This is a genomic window from Fimbriimonadaceae bacterium (assembly GCA_019638775.1).
In the GTDB taxonomy this organism is placed as follows: Bacteria; Armatimonadota; Fimbriimonadia; order Fimbriimonadales; family Fimbriimonadaceae; genus JAHBTD01.
This window is the reverse complement of record JAHBTD010000005.1, coordinates 51,510-66,308: the sequence shown is the minus strand read 5'-3', so window position 1 is coordinate 66,308 and position 14,799 is coordinate 51,510. Positions and strand designations below refer to the sequence as shown.

Genomic DNA, 14,799 nt, shown 5'->3' with positions numbered 1-14,799 from the left:
GCAGGGATCACGCATGGCAAGCACGGACCCGCTGTATCGAAGGGGATTCGGCAAAACGTCGCGCCGCGACGCATGGTGGGTGCAGGGAGCCCTCACCTTCGCCGTTCTCTCGCTGTTCATCGTCTACGCGACCTGGGCCGCCTTCCAAGGCGCCAACTACACCCACGGAAACTACCTGTCGCCGTTCTATTCGCCAGAGATTTTCGGCAATTCGCCGCACTCGTGGTTTGGCCCTCAGCCAAGCTGGTGGCCTGCGTTTCTGCCCTTCTCGCCCGCCCTCATCATCCTGCCGTTCCCGGCTCTGTTCCGGTTCACCTGCTACTACTATCGCGGTGCGTACTACAAGGCGTTCTGGGCCGACCCGCCCGCATGCGCCGTCAGCGAGCCTCGCAAGGGCTACACCGGAGAGAACGGCCTGCCGCTGATCCTGCAGAACGTCCACCGCTATTTCCTCTATTTCGCGCTGCTCTTTCTGCTGGCGCTTTGGCACGACGTGTGGAAGGGTTTCTGGTTCCCGGTCGGCGAGATGGGCCGCTACGCCCCCGCCGGACTCGGTCCCATGCCCGACCAGCCCGTGCAGTTCGGCGTCGGCGTGGGTTCGCTGGTGCTCCTGCTGAACACCGTGCTGCTCACCTTCTACACAGTCTCCTGCCATTCGTTCCGCCACCTCATCGGCGGTCGCAAAAACTGCCTCTCGAAGAAGAAGATGCAGCTGGCCTGCTACTCCTGCGTCTCTGGCCTGAACCAAAAGCACATGAATTTCGCCTGGCTCAGCCTGTTCGGCGTCATGTTCGCCGACCTCTACGTCCGCCTTGTCGCCATGGGCATCTGGACCGATTGGAGGATTCTGTGATGAGCGACTACAAAACCTTCGAATTCGACGTGCTCGTGATCGGTGCAGGCGGTGCAGGGCTCCGCGCCGCGATCGAGGCTTCGGCGGCGGGCGTCAGTGTAGGCGTCGTTTCCAAATCGCTCCTCGGCAAAGCCCACACCGTCATGGCAGAAGGGGGCGTTGCCGCCGCCATCGGCAACGTTGACGACCGCGACAGCTGGCGTGTCCACTTTGCTGACACCATGCGCGGCGGGCAGTATCTGAACAACCCCCGCATGGCGGAAATCCACGCCAAAGAGGCCCCCGCCCGCGTGCTGGAGCTGGAGGCCTGGGGAGCGCTGTTCGACCGCACCCAGGACGGGCGCATCCTCCAGCGCAACTTCGGCGGACACAAGTATCCCCGCCTCGCCCACGTTGGCGACCGCACCGGCTTGGAAATGATCCGCACCCTGCAGGACCACGGCATCCACCGGGGCATCGACTTCCACATGGAGTGCACCATCTTGACGCTTCTCAAGGACAGCGGCAGGGTGACCGGCGCGTTCGGCTACTACCGCGAGCGCGGCCAGTTTGTCGTCTTCAAAGCCAAGGCCGTAGTGCTGGCCACCGGAGGTATCGGCAAGGCGTTTTCCGTCACCAGCAACAGTTGGGAATACACCGCCGACGGTCACTCGCTGGCTTATCACGCCGGAGCCGACCTCATCGACATGGAGTTCGTCCAGTTCCACCCCACTGGGATGGTCTGGCCTCCCAGCGTCAGAGGGATTCTCGTTACCGAAGGCGTTCGCGGCGAAGGGGGCGTCCTGCGCAACAGCGAGGGCAAGCGGTTTATGTTCGACGACATCCCCGACCTCTACAAGAATCAGACCGCCAAAGACCCCGAAGAGGGCTGGCGATACGTTTGTGGGGATAAGGACGCCAACCGCCCACCCGAACTCCTCACCCGCGACCACGTCGCTCGGTGCATCAACCGCGAGGTCAAAGAGGGCAGGGGCTCGCCCCATGGTGGCGTTTTCCTGGATATCGCGTGGATCAAGGAGAAGATTCCGAACGCCGCCGAGCACATCAAGAAGAAGCTCCCAAGCATGTACCACCAGTTCAAGGAGTTGGCTGGCGTGGACATTACGGTCGAGGCGATGGAAGTTGGCCCGACGTGCCATTACGTCATGGGCGGCGTTCGGGTGGACGCCGAAACGCAGATGTCCAGCGTTCCGGGGCTGTTTGCGGCGGGAGAATGCGGCGCGGGCCTGCACGGCGCCAACCGCCTCGGCGGCAACTCCCTCTCCGACCTTCTCGTCTTTGGCAAGCGGGCGGGCGAGCACGCGGCCGAGTTTGCCAAGCAGAACGGCGCGGTCGGATTCGACGAGAAGCAGGTCGATGAGGCCGCTGTCTGGGCGGTCGAGCCGTTCGAGCGGGCCGACATCGGCGACAACCCGTTCAAGGTTCAGCAAGACTTGCAGACGATGATGCACAAACTCGTCGGCATCGTCCGCACCGAAGCCGAGATGCAGGAGGCTCTGCCCGGCCTGCAAGCCCTGCACGACCGCGCCACAAAGGCGTCGATCTCTGGCAACCGGGAGTACAACCCCGGCTGGCACACGGCCCTGGATTTGAAGAACCTGCTGACGATCTCGGAGGCGATCACCCGCTCGGCCTTGATGCGAAAGGAGAGTCGAGGGGCGCACTTCCGAGAGGACTATCCCGAGAAGAGCGCGGAGTTCGGGAAGGTGAATACGGTGGTGCGGCTGAAGGATGGGCAGATGGAAGTCGCTCAGGAGGCGGTGGTCTCGCAGTCGGATGAGCAGAAGGCTGTGATTGAGGAGATGAAGTAATGGCAAGAGTTACTTTTAGAATCTGGCGGGGGACCGCCGAAGACGGCAAGTTTGAGGATTACCCCGCCGAAGTCACCGAAGGCATGGTTGTCCTCGACGTCATCCACCAGATCCAGGCCGAGCACGCCCCCGACATGGCGGTGCGCTGGAACTGCAAAGCCGGCAAATGCGGCTCCTGCTCTGCCGAGATCAACGGCATGCCGCGCCTGATGTGCATGACCCGGTGTAGCGATCTTCCCCTTGATGAGCCGGTCAAGGTCGAGCCGATGAAGGCGTTTCCGCTCATCAAAGACCTCGTCACCGACGTCTCGTGGAACTACCGCGCCAAGAAGACCATCAAGCCGTTCAAGCCTCGCAAGCCCGATGCCGAAGACGGCACTTGGCGCATCGACCAAGAAGACGTGGAGCGCGTGCAGGAGTTCCGAAAGTGCATCGAGTGCTTCCTGTGCCAAAACGTCTGCCACGTCCTGCGCGAGCATAAGAAGCACGACGAATTCATCGGACCGCGACTGTTTGTGTATTCGGCAGCTTTAGAGATGCACCCGCTGGATACGGAAGACCGCATCGACGACCTAAAAAAACGCGACAGCATCGGCTATTGCAACATCACAAAATGCTGCACGGTGGTCTGCCCGGAACATATCAAGATCACGGACAACGCGATTATCCCGTTGAAAGAAAGAGTTGTGGACGCGCATTACGATCCACTGGCGAAGCTGTTCCGGTTTGGCAAGAAAAAATGAATCATGAATGAGGATTGAGGAGTGATGAAGGGGGAGCAATGATTGATAACGATGAAGTAGGAACGATGAACGATGAGAAAGAGCGCTTACACTGACGGAGATCGTAGGAGACAATGATCGAGCCGAATAGCAAGCTTCAAGATTTGCATAGGAGAACTAAGGGCTTTGCGATTGAAGTAGTTCGGCTTTACTCATCGTTACCAAACGGCACCGTTGCGCAGATTTTTGGAAAACAGGCTGTAAGATCGGGCGCATCAGTAGGTGCTCATTATCGCGAAGGTTATCGGGCCAGATCAACCGCTGAGTTCATCAGTAAACTGGAGGTCGCATTGCAAGAATTGGAAGAGACGTGCTATTGGCACGAACTACTTGTTGAAGCTGGTGTAGCCTCAAAGGAACAAGTTGAGCCTATTCTGACAGAAGCAGGAGAGCTCACCCGGATCTTTGTAGCCTCAGTGAAGAAAGCAAAGGAGCGAAAGAAATGACATTATTACGAGCTCACGAATGGGAGATTCTTACTCATCGTTCATCGTTCATCGTTCATCGTTTGGAGGCCCCCCGTGCCCGAACTTAAACGCATTTCCACTGAATCCATCCCTCGCGCCCTGGCCCTTGCCGAGCGCTACCGACTGCTCAGTGAGCCCGCTCAGGCCGCCAGCATCTGCCGCGACGTCCTTGCTGTCGATCCCAACAACGTCGAGGCACAGCATTCCCTTTTCCTAGCCATTACCGACCAATTCCATCTCAGGCATGGAACGAAAGTAGAAGATGCTAACGTGGTTGTAGAGCAAATGGGAAGCGAGTACGAAAAGGCATACTACGGCGGCATCGCCTGCGAGCGTTGGGCACGAGCCAAGCTGCAGGAGGGCGCCCACGCCTCGTTCGTTGGAGATTGGCTCAAGCGTGCAATGGAAAAGTACGCGCTTGCGGAATCATTGCGCCCACCCGGCAATGAAAATGCAATTTTGCGATGGAACGCTTGCGTTAGGCTCACGTCTAAGATCCCCGGCCTGATGGTGGATCGCGAAGACACACCGCACTTTGGCGATTGAGCGCAATGACACAAAATGTCGGCGTCACCCTGTTAGCGATCTTCCAACTCAATCCGGACGGGCTCCAACTATTCGACCAACACGAGGACGCAGTCCTACCTCTTCTGCAAGAGCATGGAGGAGAACTTCAGCGACGCGTGCGCAGCTTGGACGACACGGTAGAAGTGCACCTTGTTTGGTTCCCGTCGGAGCAGGCCTTTGAGGCGTTTCGGGACGACCCAAGGCGCACCAAGGTGCTGCCACTGATGCAGATGTCAAAAGTCGAGGCGAGCATCCATCCTGTTCGGGAGGTTCCGACCTCACGTTGAAAGAGGAGTCACCCTACTCTTTTCGGCACAGTAAGCCTGCCAAGCTTCCCTTGCGTGGGAAGTTGCTGGACATCCAACCCGTCCACAGCCGGAGCCAATGCCGCTGGATCACGCTGGAGCAAGATGGAACTCTTAGCTTCTTCAATGCCCAAGTCAAGGAAGCAGGGGACCTTGAGTTCAAGCGCTTGCGTGGCGCGCTCCAAATCGACATTTCTCGGCTTGATCAGGACAAGACAATTCAATTGCACGTCTCTCCAGATCAGAGGTTTTGCGCGGTTGTGGAGCGATATGGCGAAGTCGGTCATGTGATCGATCTCACTACAGGTCAGCTGACGATGCCTCTCAAAAGAGGAAACTATTACCCGAGTATCTCTTCATTCCCTATTGCATTCATAAAGCACAAGGGCCGGACTCTGCTGATTCACTGCACCGACTGGAACCGTCTGGATATCTCCGATCCTTCGACTGGTGAACTGATCACTGTTCGGGAGTCGCCAGACTATTCTAAAGATGAACGTCCACCCCACGACCTTGACTATTTCCACTGCAGTCTCGCCGTTTCTCCTGACGGCAAATGGATCGCTGACAACGGCTGGATCTGGCATCCCCACGGAGAGGTCAGAACATGGAGCCTGGAAAAGTGGATTGACGAAAACGTGTGGGAGTCAGAGGATGGATTGAGCATTCGCAAGTTTGCTCTCCGGAATTATATTTGGGACATTGGCCTATGCTGGATTGATCGAAACAGGCTGGCAATCTGGGGCAAGGGTGAAGTTGGTTTCGAGCCAAAACGGGGCGTCGGCATTTATGACGTCAAGACCGGATTAGAATTGCAGTTCATCCAAAAGCCGTTGATTGAGCCGAGCCGACCGGCCTCCTATTCCACAGGAAAATGGGGTTGGCTGGTGTTCGACAAGTACTTGTTTGCGATCTCGTACGTTAGCGGCACTGGCGTCTGGGACATCCAAACCGGCGACCGTATCTTTCACAAGAAGAACATGCGCCCAGACCGCTACCATCGCGGGGCACAACGATTCCTCACGCTCAAGGAAGATGGAATGGTCGTTGTGAGCAGGTTTGTGCAAAAAAGTGGATGAACAATTTGCCCCTCGCCAAACAACTAACAAATAAGATGAAAACTACGGACAAACTCATTTCGTTGGATCAGGTTCGAGTTGGCTCCCCCTGCCCGACCTCTTGGAAAGAGATGGAGGGCGACGACGAGGTCCGCTATTGCGGACTCTGTAAGCTCAACGTCTACAACCTCTCCGGGATGAGCCGCGAAGATGCCGAGCATTTGGTCAACACCCACGAAGGCCGCCTCTGCATTCGATATGTCCAGCGACCCGATGGCAAGATCATGACAAAGCATTGCCCACAAGGCGAGATCGTACGCGGACGTCGGAAGTTTGCTCTAGTACTGGTCTCTTCAGCGGCCTTCCTCGTTGCCAGTATGGCGAGCGTGATGACTCCCCGCGAACAAAAAGAGTCGTGGTATCAGTCGACAAAAGAAAAAGCTCGGAAGATCCCTCCGTTCAAGGCGATCATCGACAAGCTAGACCCTGAGCCAACTGTCTTAACTGGTCAAATGGTATGGGAATTTCCGCCACATTCCACCACCCCATGATCTGGTTCACTATTCCTGCTGACGGCGCAAAAAACACACTTGGCCGACCAAACCAACAAGCCTTCGCAGTTCAACCCAAAGAGCTTTAGGCGACAACCGCGGGCTCAAGCAGATGCCACCTGAATCAGTTACTGCCAAAGCCAAAGACTATTAAGATATAAAATTTTCAACAATTGTTATTTTTTGTGCAGTGACGCCGTTGGATTGTTTGACCTATGGAGGTTAGACATGATCAAAACAATAAGTTCGATTTTAGCTGCTTGCACAGCGCTCGTAGTTCTCGCCCTAAGCGCCAGCCAAGTGGGCGTCGGCCAGACGATTCGACCGCAGGAGTCTATACTCGGTCCACAGGGTGCCAGCCTCAAATATAAAGGTAGCTGTGGTTTCGCCAAGTCTGGCTCCTATGTATATGTCGTCAACGATCGAACGGACGAAAAAGTTCAGGTGACGATCCGGAAAAGTTGGCGTGAAGGTGGAAAGAGCGGGCAAGAAGACATCGTACGTAATCTCGCTGCTGGCATGGAACAGGAGTTAGGTTGTACTAAATCTGAGCACATTCCGGTCACATCCTATCAATATGCGGTTGTTGGAGTTCGTGTAGGCGGACGCTGATACGACTACGACTTTACCTTGCTAATCGGGTGGCGCAACTGCCCAGATTACGCCCTGACTCGGGCCGCACCCATTTGGGCTGCGGTCCGATTATTGTTTTATCTTTATAACGGCAACCTCAAGACCAATTTCAAGTCCGCAGGATGACGTACATTTCACGCTGGTATATATGCTGACAGTCGCTTCAGATCAACATAAAGCTTGAGTTACCAAAATTGGCGTTAATACTGCAGCATGGCTTGCCATAATCAGCACATCATGCGTCGTTACGCTCGAATCGCAATCCTTGCCGTTAGCCTTGTGCCCATCACCCTCTTATCAGCCCAACAGTCACCATCCTCACAAGGCCCCATGTGTGAAGAGGTCTACGCAAACATCAAGGTCTTCAAGGGCGTCCCTGCGTCCGACCTTATCCCGGCAATGGAATTCATGTCGGCTTCGCTCGGGTTCCAATGCTCCAGTTGCCACGACCCCAAGGACTACTCCGCCGAATCGCCCATCAAAGAGACCGCAAGAAAGATGGTCACCATGCAAAGGGACATCAACACCCGATACTTTGATGGAAAGCTCGAAGTCACCTGCATGAGCTGCCACAACGGAAAAGAGCACCCCGCCGGTGCACCCATACCCGCCGCGATAAGCCTGCGGCACGAGAGGATGGAGAATGCCCCCAAACCTGCCGACCTCTTCGCCAAACACATGGGCGCCGTCGGCACAAGCGCAACGGCCATCGTCAGAACGGGAACACTCACAGCACCGAACGACGCTACTCACAAGATAGAGACGATGCCCCTAGAGATGATCCATGCAGAGGGCGGCAAATTTAGACTGATCTCCGGCGAGCGCAAGGTCAACAGCGACGGCAAACAGATTTGGTACAACACCTTCCCAATGACCGACGAGCCAGCGGCCATCTTCGGGCGCATCGGCAGAACTTGGCAAGACGAAGGGCTATTCAGCGAACTTACACGTACAACCGTAGTCGGCAAAGATAAAGTTGGAAAGACGGAGGTGGTCGTCGTCCGATCAACGCGCCCCTCCACTGCTTCGACCGAGGAGCTTTACTTCGATAGCAAATCCGGGCTGCTCGTGCGAATGGTGAATATCAAGCGCAGCACCATTGGCTCGGTTATCACAGTCATCGACTATTCAAACTATAAAAATGTCGGAAGCGCGAAACTGCCGATGAAAATCGTCGTCACTTTCGCCGGCAACGAGAGCTGGACAATGGACTTCAAGTCGGCAAAGACAGACAGCAAGATCGAAGATTCAATCTTCGGGTCTGGCGGCGGATAGTTGTCCCAGTCCGATAAATCAAGAATGGGGTCGTCAATGACGACCCATTCGTTTTTGGGCAGCATTTCTCGATGAGCTAGGGTGCGCCGGAAGCTGGCTTATAGCCCGGAATGCTTCCAAGCTCAATCGAGTAATTCGCCTTCTCCTTGCCACCCGTCAGCACGATCACAAACGTCTGCGGCTTGTCCACCTTCAGCAGCCCGAACGTGTTGTTGGCATCAATCGCCTGCCGCTGGAACCCAGCGGGGTTCCCATGATCGTCGTAAATGCTGATCCCATAAGACCAAGCCGACGAGGACCAGCGGATCAGAAGCGGATCGTTCGGGGTTGCTGTAAACTTCCAAATCTGAACCTGGCCGTCGGAGATTTCCGACTTTGCCGGTGTGCTCCGGCTGAACTCCTTCGCGTGATAGACCTGTCGCGAAAGCGCGTATTCGCCGCCCCCACCGTCACCCATGCAAGACACTGCCACGAGATATCGCCCAGGCTTTTGAATGACCATCTTCCATTCGTCGGAGGTTTGATCCGGACCCGCCACCGTCCTCCGAACCTCTGCAAGATCTGGATCGCGAACAACGATCTGTTGAGCAAATCCGGTAGCCATCGACTTCAGCGCCATCACATCGCCAGCCGCCGCATCAAACGCCCAGTAATCCGTCTTTCCAACGCGGAGCTTCCCAGCGTTGGTTTTCTGCTCGGCAAAGTCAATCGCCGCAGGCTGAATGTTGACCGAGAACTGCTTGTCCGACGGTCCACGACCGTCAGAGCCGATCCAAAGTTTGGCGTCCCGACTCGCCCGAAGCACAAACACCCGATTGTCGCGCGCCCGTCCCGGCAATACATCAAAGGCCGGACCCGGGCCGGGAGGCTGGCTTCTCAGCACCGGGTAGAAGGGGTTCGTTTCCGCCTTTGCCGTGCTGCATTGCGAGATATCGGAGGCTTCGCCGATGCTCAGTTTGGTGTCCAGATTCAGCTCGGGCAGCGTCACCTCCAATAGCTCTCCCGCCTTCACATCAAGCTCCCAAACCGCCGGTCGGTTGGTCGGAGCCTTCCCCGTTGCCTTGCCACCCTGTCGAACCAGTTTTTCGGGAATGATGTCGCGCGTGCCGATGCGCACACGCCCGTCGCCTCCCCGATAGCCATAGGGGATCGCCACCATATAGTAGTCACCCGGCAGCGGAGCCATCGCGGCAAGGACCGCCGGGTAGATCGGCGTCGAAAAGCTCGGGAGGCGCTCCGGCAGACCGTTGGGCGAAATCACCGCACCAAAGCTGAAGTTGATGTAGTTGCCCTCTCCACGCTTCTCCGCGATGATCTCGCGCATCTCTCCCGCCTTCATCTGCATCCGCATCAAAAAGGGTCGCGTCGACGCAAAGACCCCTTCCGACATCTTGTCCGAGCTCAGATCGATCGTATCGTAAACCTGATACCGGGCAAAGACCTGCCCGCCCGATTTGTTCTGCGGACTGAACACCTGGAAGCGATATTCGCCGTCAGCATCGCACCGCCAAAAAACGAGTGGCCTCTGATCGCCAGGATAGCGGTCGTCGTTGACAAAGTGGGTTTTGCCCAGACTGTCGACGATCTGCGCGGCGGTGTCGCAGCTATCGCTGCTGGCATCTCCCACGATCACCTGACCCGCCTTAAGCGAGACCTTCCACTCTACGTTGTCGCCAGGAGTGAGGATGCTCTTCTGCATCTCGGCGTTCAAGTAAGACGAAAGCCCGCGCTCGATAGTCTGAAGCGAGGCCGAAGTGTAAATCCCCTGCTCTCCTCCCTGCTGGAAGGGGGGAGGGGTAGAAGACGTGCTCAATCCATAGAAAGCGAGCAAAGCAAGATTGGTAAATGTGCCCATGAAAGTTCCTCCGGCGTTTGGACGTAAGGGCGACACACGCGGTTACGAGCAGGTTCGTGCAAGATGCGGCGAGGAATCCAGCCACAATGAGGCATGAGTCAGGAACCGGCGCCGAGCGTCACGTTTGAGCCCATCGGATACGTCCGCAACGAGAAACAGCTCAAGTTTGAGACTCCCCACCAGCCGCAGACCGAGTCCGACGAAACCAACCTCATCGTCCTGCAGCCCGGGCGGCAGTTCGATCTGGCCCTGGAAGATTTGGAGGGGTTCGAGCGCATCTGGCTGATCTTCTGGTTCGACCGCAACAAAGACTGGCGGCCCCGAGTGCTCCCCCCGCGCGGCCCCGCCAAGCGTCGCGGCGTCTTCGCAACCCGCGCCCCGCACCGCCCCAACCCCATCGGTCTCACCAGTGTGCGGCTGTTGGGCATCGAAGGGCTGACCCTGCGCGTCGGCCCGCTTGACCTCATCGACGGCACCCCGATCCTCGACATCAAGCCCTACATCGCCACCATCGACGCCTATCCCGAAAGCAGTCTGGGGTGGGTGGGCGAGGTCGATTCGGCGATTGCCGCCGCTCCAAAGTTTGAGATCGTGGTGACGGAACTCGCCCGCAAACAGCTGAACTGGCTGCGCGAAGAATGGGGGATCGACTTCACCGACCGCGCCTTCTCCATCCTGCGAACGGACCCCACGCCGCACCGCACCCGCCGCATCCTCCAAATCGAGAAGAACTGTTACCGCCTCGCCTGCGGTCCCTGGCGGCTCTACTACCGCATCGACGCCCAAACCGTCACCGTCGAATCCATCGACAAAGGCTTCCCCGACGAATCCCTCCACGGCGAGGGTTGGGAAAAGATTCCGGATCGGGATGCGCAGTTAGCGTTTAGAAGCGATGCGACGCTCTTGAATGAGTCGTAGATACAACACACCTCTTTGCTTCAGATCAGTCGGCTCGCGTAACTCGATTCTGAGTTTCCTATCTCAATCCAAAAAACTGCACCTAAAACATTTTCAAGGCTACTTCCCAAACTAGTTGTGTAAAATTCAGCAAAGGCCAAGACAATGCTGAAGTGGTTTAAGAAACAAGAGGAGCGCGTTGGGGACAAGGATCAGCCCTGGGAAGAACAGGAAGCAGACTTACACCGAAATCCCCACTTCGCGACTGCCGAACTCTTGCCAAGCTGTGACATGCTTCCGGATGCTTACGGTCCGTTTGGCTCGATTACCAACCCGATACCGACTAATGGTGTTGTCGGAGAGATCATTTATCTGAATCGGTTGCGCACAGATACGGGGCAGCTTTTCTTTTATCACCGACCGGGCAGCTGCTCATCCGATGTCAGTACTTATCCCGTTGATGGCTTTGAACTTTGCTCCATCGATGGCAAAATAGGCCGCACTCTCTGGTTCTCTCCGTATCATCCACGACGATCTACCCTGGTTCCTGAGGATTTGCGATGGAAGCCTTTTCCTAAGAAAGAGGTAGAGCAGCTGCTGACCCGTCTTCCAGGGTTCGGGACAAACCACAGGGTTCACGATTTTCCCTACGGGCTGCCTCCTGTCGTTGAAGCTGCTCTAAACGAGCAAGTGCCTGGAATGGGTACGTCTGTCCGTGGTCAAGTCGAAAAATTTCTCTCTCGGATCGATTTGAAAGGAATACGCAGAAAGGCGCCCGGACCACTAAACATCGCAATAACGAATAATGAGAACAAGAAGCACCTCGTGATGATAGATGGCGAAGAGCAAGTGATCGACTCAGTGAAAATAGACGCCGAATGGGATATGCAGACACTCATCGTGGCCTCGGTACTTCAATTAAGGCAAGGTCAGCAAAATCTACTCAGCTTTGCGATTTACGATATGCAACAGCTAACGCCAGAAGAGAAAACTTACGTGATGGAGCACCTCAAAATCGAGGGGAATGATGAAGATGCCTTTGTTGCATATTTCACTTTAGCATGGATGACTCACGAACTTCAGAACCGTCCACAAGAGGACGGCACCTACGGTGACACAGCTCATAGTGTGGTCAACGCGCACTGGGCAGATTTGCCCGAAGTCATAGGAATGATGACGCGAGATTTCCGACGCCTACTCAACGAGTTAGCCGATAGACGTCGTGCTGAGTTTCAAAGAGTCACAAGCGAGCAGCAAGCTGCACGATAATAAGCAGTCGACCGTCGCACGAAGTGTCGAGGACTTCACCGACAGTGCCTTCTCCATCCTACGAACGGACCCCACGCCGCACCGCACCCGCCGCATCCTCCAGATCGAGAAGAACTATTATTGGTTAGCCGTGGGCTCTGCTGGACCTATGACTGCGACGACGCTAAGAGACATTCCGGCAGTCCCAGCCTCCGTTACACCACGCCCTCTCCAAGCGTAGAAAGAGCTACCCTACCATTCCCCCACCGCCTTCCTCAAGCCGCCACCTGCAAGCTTCAAGACCGCTTTTTTTCCGCAACCTCACTCGCCGCTCGCAAACATGCCTTGGCATCCTGCAAGCGCGCTCCATGCTCAACCTTCCATACTCTTCCTTCGCACACGCTTTCCCTACCTACCGACATGTCAGAAACTCAACCGATATCGCCAATGCCTCGCTACCGTCAAATATTGAAGGGCGAGGTCCCCGCCCACTACCTCAAGCCTGACAATCTGCACCTGCTTTGGCTCATCCCCCACATCGGCATCATCGCCGTATCGTTCTGGCTGATGACGGCATTTTTCAGTTGGTGGCTGGCCCCAATCCTCGGTCTGGTCGTCGGACACAGTTTTGGGTGCTTGGCCTTTATCGCGCATGAGATTTGCCACGGCGGCGCCATCAAAAACCGCAAACTGCGACACTTTCTCACCGCCATCGCTTTCTCGCCATTTGGCATCGGGCCGCACCTTTGGAGTCGCTGGCACAACGCCGAGCATCACGGCAACACCCAGCATCCCCACCTCGACCCCGACCGCCTTTTCATGATCGACGAGTATCGAGATAACCCAGTGTTGAAATGGCTGTATAAGCGGTCGCCGCTCGCGCGCAACCTGGTGATCTTCGGATTCTTTAGCATGATGATGACCCAGCACAACGTCACCGTCATGATCCGTTTCCTGCGAGATTCTGCCTGCAGCCGAAAAGAAAAGGCCGTCATCGTTTTTCAGTTTCTCGCCCCGAAGGCGTTCTGGATCGGCTTAACGCTGCTCCTCGGCTGGCCCGTCCTTCTCATGGGATATGTGCTGCCCCTGCTCGTCGGCAACGCCATTGTGATCTCGTACATCTCCACTAACCACTTCCTGAACCCACTCGCCGATGAAAGCGATGTCCTGGCAAGCTCCCTTTCGGTAACGCTCCCCAAATGGCTGAACTGGCTGGACGCAATGCACGGCCGCTTCGGCGCGCATGTGGCTCACCATCTCTTTCCGCAAGCGCCCTCGCGCCACGCACGCAAGCTGGAAAGACAGATCGCAAAGCTCTGGCCGGATAGGTTCCACGAGATGCCGCTGCGCCGCGCGCTCAAGCTGCTCTGGAACACACCGTGGGTATACGATCAAGATGGGATCAAACTCATCGACCCGCGCAAGCAGGTTCAATCACCCACCCTCGGCAACGGGCTCTAAGCGGTCGCATCTACCCCGATCAAGTCAAGGTCGGGGAATACGATTGATGGGTGCATACTTAGATTGATGACCCGCCGCGACTTCCTCATCGCCACAACCGCCGTCGCCGCGACGCGGTGGATACCACTGCGCATGGAAGCCTCCCGCCCGATCAAGCCCGTCAAACTCGCCGTCATCACCGACCTTCACCACGGCCTCGCCCCCGATGCGATGGAACGGCTCAGTACCTTCGTTCAAGCAACGAAGCAAAGACAAGAGCAGAAGGGGCTGGATGCCGTGTTCCAACTTGGCGACTTTTGCTACTCCGAGCCCAATTCCAAAGAATGTGTCGACCTCTTCAACACCCTCGATCTCCCCAAGGTTCACGTTCTTGGCAACCACGACATGGACAAGTGCGACAAGGACGCCGCTATGAAGTATTGGGGGATGAAGAGCCGCTACGGGTCGCACCTCATCGGCGGCTACCGGTTTGTGGTGCTGGACCTTAACCACTTCAAGAAGGACAGCAAGCTGAACGCCTACGCCAACGGCAACTACTTCACCGACAACGCCACCCATAACTGGGCCGACCCCGAACAGCTCGACTGGCTCGCCAAAGAACTCCGCTCCAGCAAAGAGCCCGTCATCCTGCTCTCCCATCAGCCGCTCGGATTCCCTAACGCCGACGGCAAGCTCCCTCCCGAACAGGTCGAAGTTCTCGACATCGTCACCAAAACCGCCAAAGACAACCCCAAAGGCGCAGTTGCGGCCTGCATCTTCGGACACCTGCATGTTGACCGGTTAGAACATCACGAAGGCATTCCCTGCTATTGCCAAAACTCGGCGAGCTACTTCTGGTATGGCGGCATGAACGCCTACACCAAACCCCTCTACAGCTTTATGGAGGTCACCCCAGAAGGAATGCTCAAGATAGAAGGGACAAGCGGCACGTTTGCAAAGGAGCCGCCCGACGAATCGGATGCGATCATCGGAAGGTCGGGTTCTATCGCAGACCGCAGCATCCCGCTGATCAGGACCTAAATCGAGCGAATGCCGA

At 56.5% G+C, this 14,799-nt stretch carries 15 protein-coding genes; 14 read left to right on the top strand and 1 reads right to left on the bottom strand.

The window, feature by feature from the left end:
- Positions 1-13 precede the first annotated feature (13 nt).
- The 10 genes from KF784_15875 to KF784_15830 all read left to right on the top strand — a co-directional run bounded on the left by KF784_15875 (position 14) and on the right by KF784_15830 (position 8,302).
- Positions 14-853, top strand: a complete 840-nt coding sequence (locus tag KF784_15875; protein MBX3120538.1) for a hypothetical protein — start codon at positions 14-16, stop codon at positions 851-853.
- The gene (locus tag KF784_15870) at positions 853-2,664 is read left to right on the top strand and encodes a fumarate reductase/succinate dehydrogenase flavoprotein subunit (protein MBX3120537.1); all 1,812 of its coding nucleotides are present in this window, start codon (positions 853-855) and stop codon (positions 2,662-2,664) included. The genes KF784_15875 and KF784_15870 overlap by 1 nt, the downstream gene beginning before the upstream one ends.
- The gene (locus KF784_15865; GenBank protein MBX3120536.1) at positions 2,664-3,407 is read left to right on the top strand and encodes a succinate dehydrogenase/fumarate reductase iron-sulfur subunit; all 744 of its coding nucleotides are present in this window, start codon (positions 2,664-2,666) and stop codon (positions 3,405-3,407) included. The genes KF784_15870 and KF784_15865 overlap by 1 nt, the downstream gene beginning before the upstream one ends.
- Positions 3,408-3,520: 113 nt before the next feature.
- On the top strand, positions 3,521-3,892 hold the full coding sequence (locus KF784_15860) for a four helix bundle protein (protein MBX3120535.1): 372 nt from the start codon (positions 3,521-3,523) through the stop codon (positions 3,890-3,892).
- Between the two features lie 75 nt (positions 3,893-3,967).
- Positions 3,968-4,459, top strand: coding sequence for a hypothetical protein (locus KF784_15855; protein MBX3120534.1), 492 nt, complete (start codon positions 3,968-3,970; stop codon positions 4,457-4,459).
- 5 nt (positions 4,460-4,464) lie between these two features.
- A complete protein-coding gene (locus tag KF784_15850) occupies positions 4,465-4,767 on the top strand; it encodes a hypothetical protein (protein ID MBX3120533.1) in 303 nt (100 codons plus the stop codon).
- Positions 4,764-5,864 (top strand): hypothetical protein, encoded by a 1,101-nt coding sequence (locus tag KF784_15845; protein MBX3120532.1) that lies wholly within the window; start codon positions 4,764-4,766, stop codon positions 5,862-5,864. The genes KF784_15850 and KF784_15845 overlap by 4 nt, the downstream gene beginning before the upstream one ends.
- 35 nt (positions 5,865-5,899) lie before the next feature.
- Positions 5,900-6,394, top strand: a complete 495-nt coding sequence (locus KF784_15840; GenBank protein MBX3120531.1) for a hypothetical protein — start codon at positions 5,900-5,902, stop codon at positions 6,392-6,394.
- Between the two features lie 228 nt (positions 6,395-6,622).
- Positions 6,623-7,006, top strand: a complete 384-nt coding sequence (locus KF784_15835; protein MBX3120530.1) for a hypothetical protein — start codon at positions 6,623-6,625, stop codon at positions 7,004-7,006.
- Positions 7,007-7,264: 258 nt separating this feature from the next.
- A complete protein-coding gene (locus KF784_15830; protein ID MBX3120529.1) occupies positions 7,265-8,302 on the top strand; it encodes a photosynthetic reaction center cytochrome c subunit in 1,038 nt (345 codons plus the stop codon).
- Between the two features lie 76 nt (positions 8,303-8,378).
- Here KF784_15830 and KF784_15825 read toward each other — a convergent pair whose 3' ends face one another.
- Positions 8,379-10,157: a hypothetical protein gene (locus tag KF784_15825; GenBank protein MBX3120528.1), complete on the bottom strand. Its 1,779-nt coding sequence runs from the start codon at positions 10,155-10,157 to the stop codon at positions 8,379-8,381.
- 93 nt (positions 10,158-10,250) lie between these two features.
- On the opposite strand from KF784_15825, the gene tsaA reads away from it, so the two are divergent.
- The 4 genes from tsaA to KF784_15805 all read left to right on the top strand — a co-directional run bounded on the left by tsaA (position 10,251) and on the right by KF784_15805 (position 14,783).
- Complete coding sequence (tsaA, locus tag KF784_15820) at positions 10,251-11,075, top strand: tRNA (N6-threonylcarbamoyladenosine(37)-N6)-methyltransferase TrmO (protein ID MBX3120527.1); 825 nt, start codon at positions 10,251-10,253, stop codon at positions 11,073-11,075.
- A gap of 144 nt (positions 11,076-11,219) precedes the next feature.
- A complete protein-coding gene (locus KF784_15815; protein ID MBX3120526.1) occupies positions 11,220-12,323 on the top strand; it encodes a hypothetical protein in 1,104 nt (367 codons plus the stop codon).
- Between the two features lie 447 nt (positions 12,324-12,770).
- Positions 12,771-13,763 carry a fatty acid desaturase gene (locus KF784_15810; protein ID MBX3120525.1) on the top strand — a complete coding sequence of 331 codons (993 nt, stop codon included), beginning with the start codon at positions 12,771-12,773 and terminating at the stop codon, positions 13,761-13,763.
- Positions 13,764-13,829: 66 nt separating this feature from the next.
- Complete coding sequence (locus KF784_15805) at positions 13,830-14,783, top strand: metallophosphoesterase (GenBank protein MBX3120524.1); 954 nt, start codon at positions 13,830-13,832, stop codon at positions 14,781-14,783.
- Positions 14,784-14,799: the final 16 nt, after the last annotated feature.

Excerpts from the sequence above, each read along its gene's own strand:
- KF784_15835 (MBX3120530.1), top strand. The coding sequence starts at position 6,623 with ATGATCAAAACAATAAGTTCGATTTTAGCTGCTTGCACAGCGCTCGTA.
- KF784_15875 (MBX3120538.1), top strand. The coding sequence starts at position 14 with ATGGCAAGCACGGACCCGCTGTATCGAAGGGGATTCGGCAAAACGTCG.
- KF784_15815 (MBX3120526.1), top strand. The coding sequence starts at position 11,220 with ATGCTGAAGTGGTTTAAGAAACAAGAGGAGCGCGTTGGGGACAAGGAT.
- KF784_15805 (MBX3120524.1), top strand. The coding sequence starts at position 13,830 with ATGACCCGCCGCGACTTCCTCATCGCCACAACCGCCGTCGCCGCGACG.
- KF784_15865 (MBX3120536.1), top strand. The coding sequence starts at position 2,664 with ATGGCAAGAGTTACTTTTAGAATCTGGCGGGGGACCGCCGAAGACGGC.
- tsaA (MBX3120527.1), top strand. The coding sequence starts at position 10,251 with ATGAGTCAGGAACCGGCGCCGAGCGTCACGTTTGAGCCCATCGGATAC.
- KF784_15825 (MBX3120528.1), bottom strand. The coding sequence starts at position 10,157 with ATGGGCACATTTACCAATCTTGCTTTGCTCGCTTTCTATGGATTGAGC.
- KF784_15840 (MBX3120531.1), top strand. The coding sequence starts at position 5,900 with ATGAAAACTACGGACAAACTCATTTCGTTGGATCAGGTTCGAGTTGGC.
- KF784_15860 (MBX3120535.1), top strand. The coding sequence starts at position 3,521 with ATGATCGAGCCGAATAGCAAGCTTCAAGATTTGCATAGGAGAACTAAG.
- KF784_15870 (MBX3120537.1), top strand. The coding sequence starts at position 853 with ATGAGCGACTACAAAACCTTCGAATTCGACGTGCTCGTGATCGGTGCA.
- KF784_15830 (MBX3120529.1), top strand. The coding sequence starts at position 7,265 with ATGCGTCGTTACGCTCGAATCGCAATCCTTGCCGTTAGCCTTGTGCCC.
- KF784_15850 (MBX3120533.1), top strand. The coding sequence starts at position 4,465 with ATGACACAAAATGTCGGCGTCACCCTGTTAGCGATCTTCCAACTCAAT.